Here is a 15382-nt window from a genome sequence, read left to right as displayed (position 1 = left end):
GGCTCTGTGGGACGCGGTCGGCGCGGTCGTCGACCTCTTCACCCCAGCCGAATGTGCCAATTACTTCAAAGCCGCAGAATATGAACCGGATTAAACAGGACGTGCTCTAGTCCACCTCCTGCTCAGAGGGAAGGATCATAGCATGAGTGACGAACTGATCCGCCTTCCGGATGCAATGGAGCCCGTCACGCGCCCCGGCATTATACACCATCGGTGCGAGCATCCCGGCTGCGCCAAAAATGCGGGATGAGGCTTTGCCAATGTCCTCTGTTCCAGGTCGAAGTATCCAAGATCATAGGGCATGAGGCTCAAGTGCCAAATGCCATCGTCGAACTCGTTGACGCCGAACCTTTGATCGGCGGGCACGGTGACGATCTTCTTCCTGTGCATGCAGATGCGGCCGGAGGCGGACGAACCTGTTCACCTTCGGGACGAACCTGCGCTATCCGCGATTGATGAATCTTCCTCATGACGACATGCGGATTTTGCCGCCTAATTGATCGCCGCCGTCGTCACTATTCTATTTCGACATTCGCAACACTGCCGCGCAAGCCGAGGAATGAGCATGGCCCGGCAGGCCAGCGACAGGTCAAGACGATCAAAGGAGACAGGCATGAACAAGCAGATCGGAATCGAGAGCACGGCGGACCCGCAGTCCAGTGTCGACTTTGGCCGGCGTGACCTCCTGAAGCTGACCGGCGCCGGCGTCGCCGCGCTCGGTGCGGCGTCGCTCTTCAACATCCCCTTCGCAAAGGCTCAAGATATGTCAAACGGCGCCAACAACTTCTACACCAGCGATCAGGTGACGCTCGAAAAGATTGCCTTCAAAAGCCAATACGAGATGAACGTCGCGGGCAATCTGTTCATTCCCAACAAGCTCGACCGCAATGCGCGCCATCCGGCGCTCGTCGTCGGGCATCCGATGGGTGCGGTGAAGGAGCAGAGCGCAAACCTTTATGCCACCAAGATGGCCGAACAGGGCTTCGTCGCGATGTCCATCGACCTGCCGTTCTGGGGCGACAGCGAGGGCGAGGCCCGCCAGATCGTTTCGCCTGACGTCTACGCCGAAGCGTTCAGCGCCGCGGTCGATTTCCTGGGCACACGGCCATTCGTCGACAGAAACCGCATCGGTGCGATCGGCGTCTGCGGCAGCGGCAGTTTCGTCATCAGCGCGGCCAAGATTGACCCGCGGATGCGCGCCATCGCGACCGTCAGCATGTACGATATGGGGGCCGCCAACCGCGACGCGCTCAATCATTCGCTGAGCGTCGAGCAGCGCAAGCAGATCATTGCCGCAGCTGCCGAGCAGCGCTGGGCCGAGTTTGAAGGCGGCGCGGTCGAATATACCGGCGGCACGGTGCATCAGTTGACCGCCGACACCCATCCCATCCAGCGGGAGTTCTATGACTTCTACCGCACGCCGCGGGGCGAATTCACGCCCGCCAGCGCAAACCCGCAGATCACCACGCACCCGACGCTGACCAGCAATGTCAAGTTCATGAACTTTTACCCGTTCAACGACATCGAGACGATCTCGCCGCGCCCGATGCTGTTCATCGCGGGCGATCAGGCTCACTCGCGCGAGTTCAGCGAGGATGCCTTAAAGCGAGCGGCCGAGCCGAAGGAGCTTGTGTGGGTTTCCGGCGCCGGGCACGTCGATCTCTATGATCGCATGGACCTGATCCCGTTCGACAAGCTGACCAGCTTCTTCAATCAGCACCTCTCCGCGTGAGCGGCGAGATGGAGCCTGCGGCGGAGGGAGCAGGCTCCATCAGCATAGATCGGGAGATACGACGGCATGCTGAAACTATTACTGAGCTCCACTGTTATCGCACTCGGAATGGTTGGACCTGCCATGGCTCAAGAGCGCATTCGCCTTTCTTCGGATTGGGGGGAGGTCACAGCAGATCTCGCCGATAACGAAGCAGCAAAATCTCTGGCGCAGATGCTGCCGCTCACGATCGAGATGTCCGATCATCTGCGCCAGGAAAAGACCGGCAACCTGCCTTCCGCATTGCCCGAACTGGCGCGGCAGCGCGACTTCTCTATCGGCACGCTTGGGCTGTGGAGTTCCGATCATTTCGTGATCTACTATCGGAGCGGTCGCCTCCCGGCGCCTGGCATCATTGTGCTCGGACAGGTCACTGGCGATGTCTCGATCTTTGATCGTCCCGGTCCCGTCACCGTCCGCGTTGAACGCGCCGACTGAAACCTGCGCCATCCGCTCGTCCGCCGGAGCGCGCGCTGCGGATTGAATAGCTGCCGCTAAATGAAGTCTCTGTGTTCCCCTTCGATTTATCCGGTATAATCGAGTTCCGGCTATCGGAAGGATTCATGAGTGTCGCGGCAGAATGTCAACGATCTGCTCGCGTTTCTGGCTGTTGCTCGAGAGCGTAGCTTCACGCGAGCCGCAGCCCGGTTCGGCATATCGCAATCGGCGCTAAGCCACACTATTCGTCAACTCGAAGCTCGTCTTGGCGTTCGCTTGCTCACACGCACGACGCGCGCGGTAGCCCCCACGGAAGCGGGAGAGCGGCTTTTGGAACGGATTGGGCCTCACTTTGACCAGATCGAAGTCGAGGTCGATGCACTGAACGAATTGAGAGAAAAGCCCGCCGGAACCATCCGGCTCTCAGCGCCCGACTATGCAATCAGCAGCATCCTTTGGCCCAAGCTGAAACGCTTTCTCCCGAAATATCCCGACATCAAGGTCGAACTCCTGCTCGACAATGGCCTCACCGACATCGTGACGGAGCGCTATGACGCCGGGATCCGCATGGGCGAGCAGCTTGCGAAAGACATGATTTCCGCTCGCATCGGACCGGATTTCCGGTTCGCGGTCGTCGGTGAAAAGTCCTACTTTGCCGAGCATCCCGAGCCGGAGGAGCCGCAGGATCTCGTGCAGCACAATTGTATCAATTACCGTTTTCCAACGTCCGGGGCTCTTTATGTGTGGGAGTTCGAGGAGAACGGCCGCGAGATCAAGATTCGCGTCGATGGACAGCTCGTCTTCAACAACATCTTTCATGTCCTCGACGCTGCGCTCGCCGGGCGCGGCCTTGGCTATGTTCCAGAAGAAATTGCCCTTCCTCACATCGCCAAAGGTCGGCTGGCGCGGGTCCTGGAAGGTTGGTCGCCATATTGGGATGGCTACCATCTCTATTATCCAAGCCGCCGGCAGTCCTCACCTGCTTTCGTTGCCCTGGTCGATGCGCTGCGCCATCGTGAGTAAATATCGATGCCGCGGCTTCTTGCCACTGAAGCCACACAACGAAGGGCGACGCCAACCGTCTTTGCATCACGGCTCGCAAGAGAGCGTGAACGGCCGAGGCTGCCCATGTCTCAGTTAGGGCTGCTGTATTGCCGCGAGCTTCCAGTCGTCGCCGTTCTGGCGCGTGAAGGTCCACAGTTCGGTTGTTTCCGTCGGCCGATCGGCTTCGCCCGCGACGATCTTGCCGCTGGCGCGATCGCGCATCACGTCGTGAGACTCGTAGCGCAAGGCAGCCGTCGCGTAGTCGCGATCGTCTTCCCGCCAGCTCTCCGCAATGTCGGCCTCCAGCAGGGCGACGTTCGACACATCATTCCTGATGCCCTTCTTGGCATTGTCGGCAAGTTCTTCGGACAGGTATGACACCATCTCGGGGGTCGCCAGCCGGCGCAAGCCAGCATAATCTTCGCGCCCGAACGCTTCCTGAACCTCCGTCAGCCGCTGCTGGAATATGTCGAGGTCGGCCTGCGTCATTGTTATTTCATCGGAGGCTTGAGCCGTCCGGCCAAATCCAGACCCGATGCCTGGGATGGGGAAAGAGGAGACATTGTCCGCCTCGGGCTGGGCTGCCGCGTTTCGCCCAAAGTTCCCCGTGCTCCGCGGAACGCCGGCCATGGCGGGCGCCTGGTTGCGTGCCGATTGCGACCGGAAAAAGCGGATCGCCAGCATGATCGCGCCGCCGATCAGCAGCCCTTGAAGCAGCAGGCCCAAGATGCCGGCCAAGCCGCCGAACCCTTGGCCCAAAAGCAGTCCGATCAGACCGCCGAGCAGCAGGCCACGCATCATCGAGCCGCCGAGGCCGCTGAAGATCCCTGGTCGTTGGGCTGCCGGCGCCTGGCGGGCCGCATTGTTCGTTACGGCATTGGGGTTCGTTGCGGTATTGGGCGTCATCGAGCGCTCGACCGGCGCGGCCGGTTGTGGCGCAGTCCTGGTCGGCGGGACCGACTGGAAAGTGCGCGTGCCGCGGCTGCCGAAGCTGCCGCCACGCCGCGCCTCAGCGTAATCGGCCGTGACCATGGACAATGCCAGGAACAGTCCTGCAAACAAAACTGCAAACCGGCTCGAACGCGAAATCATCATGGCAAATCCCTAGGCGATACTCTTCGCGCTCATATGGGGTGCGCCGATCGAAATATCAGTGGCCCCACCTTCCATATTCGGCCATTGAGGAGAATTCCAGGGCCGCCTCGACCCCAGACACGGCAGCTGACCGTGATCCTTCTGCCGCCTTGTGCGTTGTCGCCCCAGGAGACACCGAGGAGACGAACGGTGTTTGCAGGTTTCAGAGCCACCAGCTTGCAACTGGACGACACGACCATTTTCGCAAGGGTCGGCGGAACCGGTCCGCCGCTGCTGCTGCTTCATGGTTTTCCCGAAACGCATCTGATGTGGAGGGATATCGCCACAGCGTTGGCACCCCGCTTTACGGTGATCGCCGCCGATCTTCGAGGCTATGGGCAAAGCGGCTGCCCGATCTCCTCTGCCGATCATAGCCCATACGCCAAGCGCGCCATGGCCGGCGACATGGTTCAAGTCATGAGGCAGCTGGGGTTTGAGCGGTTCATGGTTGCTGGACACGATCGTGGCGGGCGGGTCGCCTATCGTCTGGCGCTCGATCACCCCGATGAAATCTCCAAAGTCGCCGTCCTCGACGTCATCCCCACCGCCGCCGCGTGGGATAGGGCGGACGCCAGGCTGGCTCTCGCCTTCTGGCCCTGGAGCCTTCTCGCGCAACCGGAGCCGCTGCCGGAGCGGCTGATAGGCACGGCGCCCGATGCCATCGTCGACAATGCGATTGTGCAGTGGGGATCGCCGGCAGAAATGTTCTCCGCGGAGGTAAGAGACGCCTATGTCGAGGCGCTTCGCGATCCCGTTCATATTCATGCGATTTGCGAAGAGTATCGGGCCGCTGCCACGATCGATCGTGAACATGACGCGGCGGACCAGGCAAGCGGCCGTCGCATTGAGTGTCCGCTGCTGGCGCTATGGAGTAGCGAAGGTGGCCTCGAGAGTTGGTATGCCAGGGAAGGCGGCCCGCTGGCTATTTGGAGAAAATGGGCCGACAGGGTTGAAGGAAACCCTGTCCCAGGCGGGCACTTCTTTCCAGAAGAGCACCCTGACCAGACCGCAGCGGCTCTCTCGAAATTCTTCGAGGACAAATAGGGGGCATGACGCCCAGGGCGGAGTGTTGTAGAGCTTCACATGCTTCAACTATGCAGAAAGCTCGGGAACGCTTGGCGGCCCGGGATCGAGGATCTCTGGTATTCGCCCGTCCGGCGTCAAATCCGCTTGATAAGAAATGAAAGTCATCTCGCCAGCGACGCCTCTGATATGCAGCCTCGTCCTTCTCGGAGGTTGCGCATCGCCCTTCCACACATCCTTTGATGCCGCGAAGTACGATAGGATGAGCTGCGTCGAACTCAACGTGGCAATGGGCGAAGTCGCCAAGGAGATGTCGGCGACAGCGATCACTCGGGGCAAAGTCGCGAAAACGAACATTCCGAACTGGCTATGGGGAGCCCGGCGTGTCGCCACTACCGTGACTGCCCGCCAGAGCGCAAAAATCGAGCGCTTGCGACAGCAGGAGGCTGCGATCGCGGCGGTGAGACGAAGCAAGTGCTGATTTGCGGCGCCGGCGTGAGCGCCTGCAAGCCGAAGACCGAAAAATGATCAATTCGCAGGACATGGCATTGGAGCCGAGGCTCGACGGCTCCAGAATTCTGTCATCCTCACCATCACGGCTTCAGTCTCGGCGACACGGCCAAGCCGAGGAAAACGATAACGGACTGATTGAGGCGCAGGATGTCCGCGTCGTCCAACCGCCCGATATTTGCGCCGATCCTGGACTTCGGGACCGTGCTGATCTTGTCCACCATCAGTCGGCAGACGGCGAGCAGCCCGTTGCGCTCATTCGGTTCAATGGCCAGACGGAACAATGGGGCGATCCGCTTCGCTGAGCGAACGGTCGACCGCCTGAAACTCGTAATATTGGTATTCGCTCATAGCAGCTTCATAGCCGATCCTCGTCTCACAAGTCAGTTTCCGGGACGGAGCTTTGTCGAAGCGATCCCGCGAGTCTGACACCTTCTGCACAGGTATTGGCCGTTCATGCGGCGGATGACCTGTTGAAAGGCAGCCGGTCTGTCGTAGATTTTGCCAAGCACCAACGACAGCGAGGATGCCATGAAGAAGGAAGAGCTGGAATCGATCCTTGGCCGTGACAGGCCCGGCTTCGATCTGGGTCCGATAGAAGACCAACTGCATGCCGTGGCTAGCGAACAGCAACTACCGGACGTCGCAATCATTCACTGCATCGCAAGGATCGAAGAATCCGCTCCCGCGCTGCGGGCGGTCCTCACAAGAGCGGCCGAAGGAGAGCATCTGTCGCAGGATGATGAGATGCTGCTCTTGCGAGGCATTTACATCCTGGGCGGTGCTCGCGACAGTGAAGCGTTCCGACCCTTGCTGCGCCTGCTGCGCCGCCCGGAACACGAGCTCGATGGTCTGCTCGGCGATGCCGTGACCGAGAGCATGGCGCGTATCGTCGCCGGCGTGTTCGATGGCGACGCCGACGCTTTGTTCAGCTTGATCAGCGACCGCTCCGTCGATCAATTCGTCCGCGATACAGTTTTCGGCGCAGCGACCTTCCTGACCTGGGAAGGCCGCATCGAGCTTGACCGAATGCGAGATTTTCTCGAGCGATTCCACACCGAGAGGCTGGCCGATGACGACGATTTTGCCTGGATCGGCTGGCTGGAGGCAATCGCCCGGCTTGGCTTGCGCAATCTTGCATCGCTTGTTCACAGCGCATGGCACGACGGCCGCATCCCAATGGGCATGCTTGAACTCAGTGATTTCGAAGACGATCTCCTGGCAGCCGAGCAAAACCCGAACGATATCGACCGATTCAAGCGCGCCGGTCTCGGCTATATCGACGATGTGCTTGAAGCGTTGGAATGGACCAGCCACCTTGAGTATTTTGGCGAGGAAGATTGGCAATCGACCTTGCCGGAACAAACCTGGCTCGACGAGCTGAAGAGCCTGACTGCGCCGGTCACAAATCCTATGCGCCATGTCGGACGAAATGATCCATGCCCCTGTGGAAGCGGCAAGAAAGCGAAGAAATGCTGTCTCGCAAACTGACCTGCTGCAGCACCGGCGGCTTTGATCTTTGGCTGTCTCAGGCCGAACCTCCGGAGTGATGCGCAGCGATTGCGCCGAGGAATATCTCGCCGAATTCCCTGAGCTTGGCGGCGCCGACGCCGTTGACTGCGGCGAAGGCGTCCAGGTCGCGCGGGCAGCGTTCGGCCATATCGATCAGCGTACGATCGGAGAAGATCACGAAGGCCGGCACCTGGCGCTCCCGGGCAAGCCGCAGCCGTACCGCCTTGAGCGAGGCCAAGAGCGCGGTATCCAGGTCTTCCGTGCCCGCGGCAGCATCGGGACGTGTCTTGCCGCGCGATGCGCGGTGCCGCATCTCTACGCGATACCGGAACGGGACCTCGCCACGGGCCAGTTCTCGGCCCTTTTCGGCGATGGCGAGGCCGCCATGGCCGCCTGAGTCCAATGTCAGAAACCCTCCCGCTACGAGCTGGCGGATCAGCGACAGCCAGACATCCTTCTTGTGCGCCACACCGGTCCCGAAGCTCGCAAGCCTGTGGTGGCTCCTGGCCAGGACCTTCTCGGTTTCATGGCCGAGCAGGACATCGACGATATGGGCCGCACCGAAGCGCTCGCCGGTCTGCGCGATGGCCGCGAGGATGATCCGCGCCTCCGCCTCGCCGTCCGCATGCGGCGTCTGGTCAAGGCAGTTGTCGCAATTGCCGCAAGGCATTGCTGTTTCGCCGAAGTAGCCAAGCAGGATCTGGCGGCGGCACTGGGCGGTTTCGCAATAACCGATCAGCGTATCGAGCCGGCCATGCGCGCGCCTTTTATGCTCCGCCGGCGCGTCCTCGTCGTCGATGAAAAGCCGCCGCATGCGGATATCGCCGAGACCGAAGAGCATGTGTGCCTCGGCAGCCCGCCCGTCGCGGCCGGCGCGCCCGATTTCCTGATAATAGGCTTCGAGGCTGCCCGGCAGGTCGGTGTGGAAGACATAGGCGACATCAGGCTTGTCGATCCCCATGCCGAAGGCGATGGTCGCCACCATGACGACACCAGACAAGGTCATGAATGCGTTTTGATTCGCTTCACGCGCGTCCTTGCTCATGCCGGCATGATAGGCGAGCGAGCGCACGCCGTTCTTCTCGAGGAATGCCGCCGTCTCCTCCGTCTTCTTGCGCGACAGGCAATAGACGATCCCGCTGCGGCCGGCGTGGCGCTGAACAAAGCTCAGCAATTGGCGCTTGCTGTCCTGCTTGGCCTCGATGCCAAGCTTGATGTTCGGCCGGTCGAAACCCAGCACCAGGGTTTCGACTTTCCCGGCGAACAGCTGTGCGGCGATATCGGTGCGCGTCGCCTCGTCCGCTGTCGCCGTCAGCGCAATGATCGGCACTTCGGGGAAAATGTCGCGCAGCCGCGACAGCTCTTCGTATTCGCGCCTGAACGCCGGGCCCCATTGGGAGATGCAATGCGCCTCGTCGACAGCGATCAGCCGGATGTCGAGCCTCGCCAGCGCTTCGAGCATCCGCGCGGTCATGAGCCGCTCCGGCGCCAGGTAAAGCAGGCGGGTTTGGCCGGCCGCAACGCGGCGCCATGCGGCGACATTGGCCTCGCGGTCGAGTGAGGAGTTGATCGTATCGGCGGCCACGCCGGCAAGGCGCAATGCGGCGACCTGGTCCTGCATCAACGCCACCAGCGGCGAAACGACAATGGTGAGCCCGCCCAGGACCAGCGCCGGGACCTGATAGCAGAGCGATTTGCCAGCGCCGGTCGGCATGACGGCCAGCACATGACGCCCGGTCAGCAGCGCCTCCGTCACCGCGTCCTGGCCGGGGCGAAAATCGTCGAAGCCGAACACGTCCTTCAGGACGCGCCGCTTTGGATCCTCCGTCGGGACGCTCGCCGCCGATACCTGCATCAGGGAATTACTATGGTCGGCGCCGCCCAAAAAGAGAGCGGGCTCAGGGACTGCGACGACATCTCCCTGGCGAATCGCCAGGTGACTGCCTTGACCTCGGATTCGAATATTCGATCATCCCTCAAATCCCGTCTCCGTCGGCGTAGTCTGAAAGAATATCTCCTTCATTGGCGGATATGGCATCCCGATTCCAGCCCCTATTCGCTTTGGCTGTGAATAACGCGTCGGCCTGGGCGCCGGTTAATCCTATCTTCACTATGATTCGGCAGGTTCAGGTTCTGCGGTGATGTTTTGAGTACCGCGGCGCCACAAGCGCCCAGGCAACACGCCCGCGTCTCTCCGGAGGCGCGGGCTTTCGTTTGCGACGATTGCTGCCGCTACGCAGTGACCTGCGTTCGTTCTCGTAACGTCAGGTAAGGAAATCGGCGCGGTGCGGCGTAAAACTGTCGACGAGGCGGCCGGCCTCGAGCGCCTTCACGCCATGGACCAGATTGGAAGGGACGATGAAGCTGCTTCCCGTTTCCAGGATCTCGGTCCTGCCGTCGATGGTGACCTCGAAGCGGCCTTCGGCGACGTAGCTCGCCTGGACATGCGGGTGCGAATGCAGCGCGCCGATACCGCCCTTGTCGAAACCGAATTCGACCATCATCAGTTCGTCCGTGTGCAGCAGCACACGCCTGCGATTGCCATCCGGGGTCGGCGTCCACGCGCCCCCGCCGGCGTGCGAGAAGATCTTCGTTCCGGTCATCGCCAAATCCTCCTCATCGCGCCAGCCAGCCGCCGTCCACCGGCACCACTGCGCCATGCATATAGTTGGACGCCGGCGCCAGCAGGAAGACGGCCGCGTCACCGATGTCTTCCGGCCCGCCCCAGCGCCCGGCTGGAATGCGCGCCAGAATGGCGGCGCTGCGGTCCGGATCGGCACGCAGCGCCTCGGTGTTGTTGGTTTCGATATAGCCGGGCGCTATGCTGTTGACGTTGATGCCTTTCGACGCCCATTCGCAGGCGAGCAACCGGGTGATGCCGAGCACGCCGTGTTTGGAGGCGGTGTAGGAGGCGACGCGGATGCCGCCTTGGAAGCTCAGCACCGAGGCGATGTTAACGACCTTGCCGCGCCGTCCGGCATCGGCAAGCACGCGCCGGGCAAAGCTCTGGCTGAGAAAAAAGACCGTCTTCAAGTTGACGTCCATGACGTCGTCCCAATCGGCTTGCGCAAAGTCGACGGCGTCGGCGCGCCGGATGATGCCGGCATTGTTGACCAGCCCGTCGAGCGGCCCGGTTTCGTCCCAGACGCGATCGAGCATCGCCTGGGCGGCTGCGTGGTCGGCAAGATCGCAGCGCACCGCCTCGAAGCGTCCGCCCGCAGCAGTGATCTTTTCCGCAGTCTCATCCATTGCAGAACGGCCGACGCCGACCACCGCACCACCGGCGCGCGCGATCGACAGGGCGATGCCTTGGCCGATCCCGGTGTTGGCGCCGGTGACGAGGATGCGTTTGCCGGTCAGGCTGAAAGCCGAGAGGTCGCTCACCGCAGCTCTTCCATCGCTACGGGATCGACATCGGTGTAGTCGACATTGTCGCCGGCCATCGCCCAGATGAAGGCGTAGTTGGAGGTGCCGGCGCCCGAATGAATCGACCATCCCGGCGACAGCACCGCTTCTTCATTGCGCATGACGAGATGGCGTGTCTCATCCGGCTCGCCCATGAAATGGAACACACGCGCCGTCTCCGGCAGGTCGAAATAGAGGTAGGCCTCCATGCGCCGGTCATGCACGTGGCACGGCATGGTGTTCCAGACCGAGCCTGACGCAAGCTGGGTCATGCCGACGACCAGCTGGCAGGTTTTGACGCCTTCGGCATGGATGAACTGGAAGATCGAGCGCTCGTTGCAGGTCGCCTGGCTGCCCAGATCGAGCCGCTTGGCATCGCCGATGCGGATCAGCTGGCTTGGATGGCTCTGATGCGCCGGCGCGCTGAGCAGATATAACTTGGCCGGCTCGGCCGGATTGACTGAGGCGAACGACACCTCGTTGGCGCCCATGCCGAGATACAGCATGTCACGCGGCTGCAACTCGTAAGACTGGCCGCTGGCCTTCACGATGCCGGCGCCACCGATATTGACGGCGATCATTTCGCGGCGATCGAGAAAGTTCTTTGTCCCGGTCGGCTTGATCGCCTGCAGCGGAAGCGGTGTCCCGGCAGGCATGGCGCCGCCGACGATCATGCGGTCGTAGTGAGTGTAGGTCAGGCCGATGCGGCCGAACTGGAACAGGCCTTCGATCAGGAAATTATGACGAAGCTCGTCCGTCCCCATCGCCGCGGCGGTAACAGGGTCGATGGCGAAGCGCGAAGTGAAATCCGTGTGACTATCGGTGTGATTCATTGCTGTCCCATTGGGCTGCCTCATTGATCATTCGGTTGCCGCGGCCTTGACCGAATCGGCATAAAAAATCTGACGTGCGTGCAGGCGCTCGCGATAGCGCTGCTGGCTGGCGGTGAGATGGGCGCGCATGGCTTCTCGAGCGGCTTCGGCATCGCCTGATGTAATGGCGTTCAGGATCACCAGATGCTCGCCTTGCAGCCCACGCTGGTAGACGTCGGACTGGGCCAGCTCGGTGGACCATGGCGACGTCACGTCGCAAGGAATGGCGCGCCGGCCGAGCACGTCCAGCATCTCGACATAGAACGGATTGTTGGTGGCGCTGGCGATCGCCCGGTGGAAGGCAAGGTCGGCCGGACCCGTCGGCTCGCTGTTCAAGAGCAGCCGCTCGAACTCGAAGAACGCCTCCTGGATCGCGGCTTCCTGCGCGGCGTTGCGACGGATAGCGGCGAGCCCGGCGGACTCGATCTCGATCGCCAGGCGCACCTCGAGCACATTCAGGGCGATCGAATCCTTGCTGCCCATATCCGCGGCCAGCGTGCCGAACATCGTCGAGATATGCTCGGTGACGAAGACCCCGGCGCCCTGGCGCGGCTCGACCAGGCCGTCGGCGGCAAGCTTGGCCAGCGCTTCGCGGATGACGGTGCGGCTGACCCCGAAGGTTTCGGTCAGCTGGCCCTCGGTCGGCAGCTTTTGGCCCGGCTGGATCCCGCCCGCCTGCAACTGCTTGCGGATCGCCGCGACCACGGTCTCCGACAGCTTGGGCTTGCGTTCGACCTTCAGGCTGATCGCCATATCCGATGCCATTGCCAACCCCTATTTGAAGACGCTCGGCAACCACAGCGAGATGGCCGGGATATACGTGACGAGCCCAAGCACCAGGAGGCCGGCCCCATAGAACGGCCAGATCGAGCGCATCGCTTCCCAGACGGATATCTTGCCCACTGCGCACGCCACGAACTGCACTGCGCCCACTGGCGGCGTGTTCAGCCCGATGCCGAAGTTGAGGATCATGATGACGCCGAAATGCACCGGATCGACGCCGTAGGCCTGTGCCACGGGCAGGAAGATCGGCGTGCAGATGATGATCGTCGGCCCCATGTCCATGAACGTGCCGAGGAACAGCATCAAGAGGTTGAGCAGGAGAAGCACGACCAGCGGATCTTCCGAGATCGCGTTCATCGAGGCTATCAGCGCTGCCGGCACTTTCAGGAAAGCCATCAACCACGAGAACGCCGCCGCCATGCCGATGATGAGCAGCACCATGGCCGTGGTTCGCACGGCACCATGGGTGGCATGAACGAAACCTTCCCAGGTCATCTGCCGGTAAACCAGGACAGTCACGAGCAACGCATAGATGACGGCGATGCAGGAACTCTCGGTGGCCGTGAAAACCCCCGATCGCACGCCGCCGAAGATGATCGCGATCAGCAGCAGGCCGGGCACCGCGACAGCGAAGAGATGCGCGACCGCGGCGAAGCCCGGAAACGGCTCGGTCGGATAACCGCGGGAGCGCGCCACGAAGTAGGCGGTGATCATCAATGCCAGAGCCAATAGCAGGCCCGGGATGATGCCGGCCGTGAACAGGTCGGCGATGGATATCTTTCCGCCTGCCGAAATCGAGTAGATGATCATGTTGTGCGACGGCGGCAGGAGCAGCGCGATCAGCGCCGCCATCGAGGTGACGTTGACGGCGTAATCCGCTCCATAGCCACGCGCCTTCATCTGCGGGATCATCAAGCCGCCGACAGCCGCTGCCTCCGCCACCGCGGAGCCTGAAATGCCGCCGAACAGTGTGGCGGTGGCGATGTTGACCTGCCCGAGGCCGCCGCGCATGTGGCCGACAAGCGAGCCGGCGAAGGCAACGATCTTGCTGGCGATGCCGCCGCGCACCATCAAGTCGCCGGCGTAGATGAAAAACGGAATGGCCAGCAGCGAAAAGACGCTCATGCCGGAATTCAGGCGCTGGAACACGATGAGCGGCGGCAGGCCCATGTAGAGGACGGTGGCAAAGCTTGCGACGCCGAGGCAGAAGGCGATCGGCGTGCCGATAAGCATCAGAACGGTGAAGACACCAAAGAGTATCCAGAGTTCCATGGCGTCAGACCTTCACGTTCGCTGTGTCGAGTTCGGCTGCGACTTCCGCCGGCGGCAGTTCATCGAGCGCATCGTCGATCGGCGCACCGGAAAGGCGAAGCACGATGCGCTCCAGCGTGAAGAGCACGATGAGCGCGCCTCCCGCGACAAGCGGGACGTAGTCCCACCCCCCTGATATGCCGAGCGACGGCAAGGTGGCGCCCCAGGTCAATGCGACCAGCTGGCTGCCATACCAGATCATGCCGATGCCGAAGGCGAGCGCGACGAGGTCCGAGATCATCCTCAGCCAACGCTTGCCGCCTTTCGGCAGCACGTAGAGCAGGACGTCGAAGCCGAGGTGATAGTTCTCGCGCACCCCGACGGCGGCGCCGAGGAAAATGAACCAGCTCATCAGCATCACCGAGCCCTGCTCGGTCCAGCTCGGCGAGCGGTTCAGAACATAACGGCCGAACACCTGCCAGGCGACGAAGGCGGTCATCAGCACCAGCCCGACGCCGGCGATCCACAGCGCCGCCGTGCTGACGCGCGACATCACCCGCGCGATGCCGGACAGGGGCGGTCTCTGTTCTGAGCTGGAGGTCACCGGTTCTCTCCGCAAGAGGATGGCGGCGCGGAATGCCCGCGCCGCCGCTTGATCACTTCACGGCCCTAATGGCCTCGACCATCGCCTTCAGCTTGTCGTCCTTGACGTGCTTTTCGTAGACCGGGCCCATAGCGTCGATGAAGGGCTGTTTGTCCGGCGTCGTGATCTGCGAACCGGCCGCCTCGACCTTGGCACGCGATTCCTTGACCTTGGCTGCCCACAGCTCACGCTGCTTGGCGACGCTTTCCTTGGCAGCGGCCTTGAATATCGCCTGGTCTTCCGGCGTCAGCTTGTCCCAGCTCGACTTCGCCATGACGAAGGCTTCCGGCACCATCGTGTGCTCGTCGAGCGAATAGAACTTGGCGACTTCCGCGTGCTTGGCGGTGTCGTAGCTCGGAAAATTGTTCTCCGCGCCGTCGATGACCCCGGTCTCGATCGCAGAATACACCTCGCCATACGGCATAGGCGTTGCGTTGGCGCCGAGTGCCGCCACCATGTCGACGAAGATGTCGGACTGGATGACGCGGAATTTCATGCCGGCCATATCGGCTACAGAGTTGATCGGCTTCTTCGAATTGTAGAAGGAGCGGGCGCCGCCGTCGTAAAAGGCGAGCAGCACCAGCCCGACCTGTTCGAACGCCGCCGCGATCTGGTCGCCGACTGGCCCGTCCATGACCTTGTGCATATGGTCTTCCGAGCGGAAGATGTAGGGCAGCGAGGGCACGGTGGTTTCGGGGATGAGTCCGTTGAACGGCGCCATCGAGACGCGGTTGAGGTCGATCACGCCGGAACGCACCTGCTCGATCGTGTCCTTTTCCTCGCCGAGCTGCGCGGAATGATAGACATCGACCGAATAGCGGCCGGCCGTGCGCTCCTTCACAAGCTCGCCAAAATATTTGACCGCTTCGACCGTCGGATAGCCGTCCGGGTGCGTGTCGGACGAGCGCAGAACCGTCTGGGCGCTTGCCGTTCCGGCCATCAGTGCGGCGGCAAGTAGCGTAGCTCCCGCCAGTCTAGAAAAATGCAGCATTGGTT

Annotated in this window: 15 protein-coding genes and 2 pseudogenes; 6 read left to right on the top strand and 11 right to left on the bottom strand. The window is 61.9% G+C overall.

Annotated features, from left to right (window positions below):
* Window positions 1-135: 135 nt before the first annotated feature.
* Window positions 136-411, bottom strand: a pseudogene (locus AC0L25_RS21200) (hypothetical protein); the annotation flags it as partial.
* A gap of 85 nt (window positions 412-496) precedes the next feature.
* On the opposite strand from AC0L25_RS21200, the gene AC0L25_RS21195 reads away from it, so the two are divergent.
* The 3 genes from AC0L25_RS21195 to AC0L25_RS21185 all read left to right on the top strand — a co-directional run bounded on the left by AC0L25_RS21195 (window position 497) and on the right by AC0L25_RS21185 (window position 3232).
* Window positions 497-1732, top strand: coding sequence for an alpha/beta hydrolase (locus AC0L25_RS21195; protein ID WP_473597307.1), 1236 nt, complete (start codon window positions 497-499; stop codon window positions 1730-1732).
* 66 nt (window positions 1733-1798) lie between these two features.
* Window positions 1799-2209 (top strand): cyclophilin-like fold protein, encoded by a 411-nt coding sequence (locus AC0L25_RS21190; RefSeq protein WP_473597306.1) that lies wholly within the window; start codon window positions 1799-1801, stop codon window positions 2207-2209.
* 129 nt (window positions 2210-2338) lie between these two features.
* Complete coding sequence (locus AC0L25_RS21185; RefSeq protein ID WP_473597305.1) at window positions 2339-3232, top strand: LysR family transcriptional regulator; 894 nt, start codon at window positions 2339-2341, stop codon at window positions 3230-3232.
* Between the two features lie 114 nt (window positions 3233-3346).
* Here AC0L25_RS21185 and AC0L25_RS21180 read toward each other — a convergent pair whose 3' ends face one another.
* Window positions 3347-4345, bottom strand: coding sequence for a Tim44 domain-containing protein (locus tag AC0L25_RS21180; RefSeq protein WP_473597309.1), 999 nt, complete (start codon window positions 4343-4345; stop codon window positions 3347-3349).
* Between the two features lie 192 nt (window positions 4346-4537).
* Here AC0L25_RS21180 and AC0L25_RS21175 point away from each other — a divergent pair, with 192 nt between their 5' ends.
* Both AC0L25_RS21175 and AC0L25_RS21170 read left to right on the top strand, forming a co-directional pair.
* Entirely contained in the window at window positions 4538-5431 is an 894-nt protein-coding gene (locus AC0L25_RS21175; protein WP_473597308.1) for an alpha/beta fold hydrolase, read from the top strand.
* Between the two features lie 241 nt (window positions 5432-5672).
* Complete coding sequence (locus AC0L25_RS21170) at window positions 5673-5891, top strand: hypothetical protein (protein ID WP_473597304.1); 219 nt, start codon at window positions 5673-5675, stop codon at window positions 5889-5891.
* Window positions 5892-6003: 112 nt separating this feature from the next.
* On the opposite strand, the pseudogene AC0L25_RS21165 reads toward AC0L25_RS21170, so the two are convergent.
* A pseudogene (locus AC0L25_RS21165) lies at window positions 6004-6207 on the bottom strand (type II toxin-antitoxin system PemK/MazF family toxin); the annotation flags it as partial.
* Between the two features lie 244 nt (window positions 6208-6451).
* Here AC0L25_RS21165 and AC0L25_RS21160 point away from each other — a divergent pair.
* Entirely contained in the window at window positions 6452-7411 is a 960-nt protein-coding gene (locus AC0L25_RS21160) for a DUF1186 domain-containing protein (RefSeq protein ID WP_473597303.1), read from the top strand.
* Window positions 7412-7448: 37 nt separating this feature from the next.
* On the opposite strand, the gene recQ is transcribed toward AC0L25_RS21160, so the two are convergent.
* The 8 genes from recQ to AC0L25_RS21120 all read right to left on the bottom strand — a co-directional run bounded on the left by recQ (window position 7449) and on the right by AC0L25_RS21120 (window position 15377).
* Window positions 7449-9287 (bottom strand): DNA helicase RecQ, encoded by a 1839-nt coding sequence (gene recQ / locus AC0L25_RS21155; RefSeq protein WP_473597302.1) that lies wholly within the window; start codon window positions 9285-9287, stop codon window positions 7449-7451.
* 409 nt (window positions 9288-9696) lie between these two features.
* Complete coding sequence (locus AC0L25_RS21150; protein ID WP_473597301.1) at window positions 9697-10035, bottom strand: cupin domain-containing protein; 339 nt, start codon at window positions 10033-10035, stop codon at window positions 9697-9699.
* Window positions 10036-10048: 13 nt separating this feature from the next.
* Window positions 10049-10816 (bottom strand): 2-dehydro-3-deoxy-D-gluconate 5-dehydrogenase KduD, encoded by a 768-nt coding sequence (kduD, locus tag AC0L25_RS21145; protein WP_473597300.1) that lies wholly within the window; start codon window positions 10814-10816, stop codon window positions 10049-10051.
* On the bottom strand, window positions 10813-11670 hold the full coding sequence (gene kduI, locus AC0L25_RS21140) for a 5-dehydro-4-deoxy-D-glucuronate isomerase (protein ID WP_473597299.1): 858 nt from the start codon (window positions 11668-11670) through the stop codon (window positions 10813-10815). Before kduI ends, kduD begins: the two co-directional genes overlap by 4 nt.
* Before the next feature lie 27 nt (window positions 11671-11697).
* On the bottom strand, window positions 11698-12474 hold the full coding sequence (locus tag AC0L25_RS21135) for a FadR/GntR family transcriptional regulator (RefSeq protein WP_473597298.1): 777 nt from the start codon (window positions 12472-12474) through the stop codon (window positions 11698-11700).
* Window positions 12475-12483: 9 nt separating this feature from the next.
* On the bottom strand, window positions 12484-13764 hold the full coding sequence (locus tag AC0L25_RS21130) for a TRAP transporter large permease (protein WP_095495456.1): 1281 nt from the start codon (window positions 13762-13764) through the stop codon (window positions 12484-12486).
* 4 nt (window positions 13765-13768) lie between these two features.
* Window positions 13769-14296, bottom strand: a complete 528-nt coding sequence (locus tag AC0L25_RS21125) for a TRAP transporter small permease (RefSeq protein ID WP_029349033.1) — start codon at window positions 14294-14296, stop codon at window positions 13769-13771.
* A gap of 103 nt (window positions 14297-14399) precedes the next feature.
* Window positions 14400-15377 (bottom strand): TRAP transporter substrate-binding protein, encoded by a 978-nt coding sequence (locus tag AC0L25_RS21120; protein WP_473597297.1) that lies wholly within the window; start codon window positions 15375-15377, stop codon window positions 14400-14402.
* Window positions 15378-15382 lie beyond the last annotated feature (5 nt).

This window comes from Mesorhizobium sp. WSM4813 (assembly GCF_055811555.1).
The sequence above is the reverse complement of the archived record's forward strand: the minus strand, read 5'-3'. Positions and strand labels throughout refer to the sequence as shown.

Coding starts and splice junctions, on each gene's coding strand:
- AC0L25_RS21120 (WP_473597297.1), bottom strand. CDS start 15,377: ATGCTGCATTTTTCTAGACTGGCGGGAGCTACGCTACTTGCCGCCGCA.
- AC0L25_RS21190 (WP_473597306.1), top strand. CDS start 1,799: ATGCTGAAACTATTACTGAGCTCCACTGTTATCGCACTCGGAATGGTT.
- AC0L25_RS21160 (WP_473597303.1), top strand. CDS start 6,452: ATGAAGAAGGAAGAGCTGGAATCGATCCTTGGCCGTGACAGGCCCGGC.
- AC0L25_RS21135 (WP_473597298.1), bottom strand. CDS start 12,474: ATGGCATCGGATATGGCGATCAGCCTGAAGGTCGAACGCAAGCCCAAG.
- AC0L25_RS21150 (WP_473597301.1), bottom strand. CDS start 10,035: ATGACCGGAACGAAGATCTTCTCGCACGCCGGCGGGGGCGCGTGGACG.
- AC0L25_RS21180 (WP_473597309.1), bottom strand. CDS start 4,345: ATGATTTCGCGTTCGAGCCGGTTTGCAGTTTTGTTTGCAGGACTGTTC.
- AC0L25_RS21125 (WP_029349033.1), bottom strand. CDS start 14,296: ATGTCGCGCGTCAGCACGGCGGCGCTGTGGATCGCCGGCGTCGGGCTG.
- AC0L25_RS21130 (WP_095495456.1), bottom strand. CDS start 13,764: ATGGAACTCTGGATACTCTTTGGTGTCTTCACCGTTCTGATGCTTATC.
- AC0L25_RS21170 (WP_473597304.1), top strand. CDS start 5,673: ATGAGCTGCGTCGAACTCAACGTGGCAATGGGCGAAGTCGCCAAGGAG.
- kduI (WP_473597299.1), bottom strand. CDS start 11,670: ATGAATCACACCGATAGTCACACGGATTTCACTTCGCGCTTCGCCATC.
- recQ (WP_473597302.1), bottom strand. CDS start 9,287: ATGCAGGTATCGGCGGCGAGCGTCCCGACGGAGGATCCAAAGCGGCGC.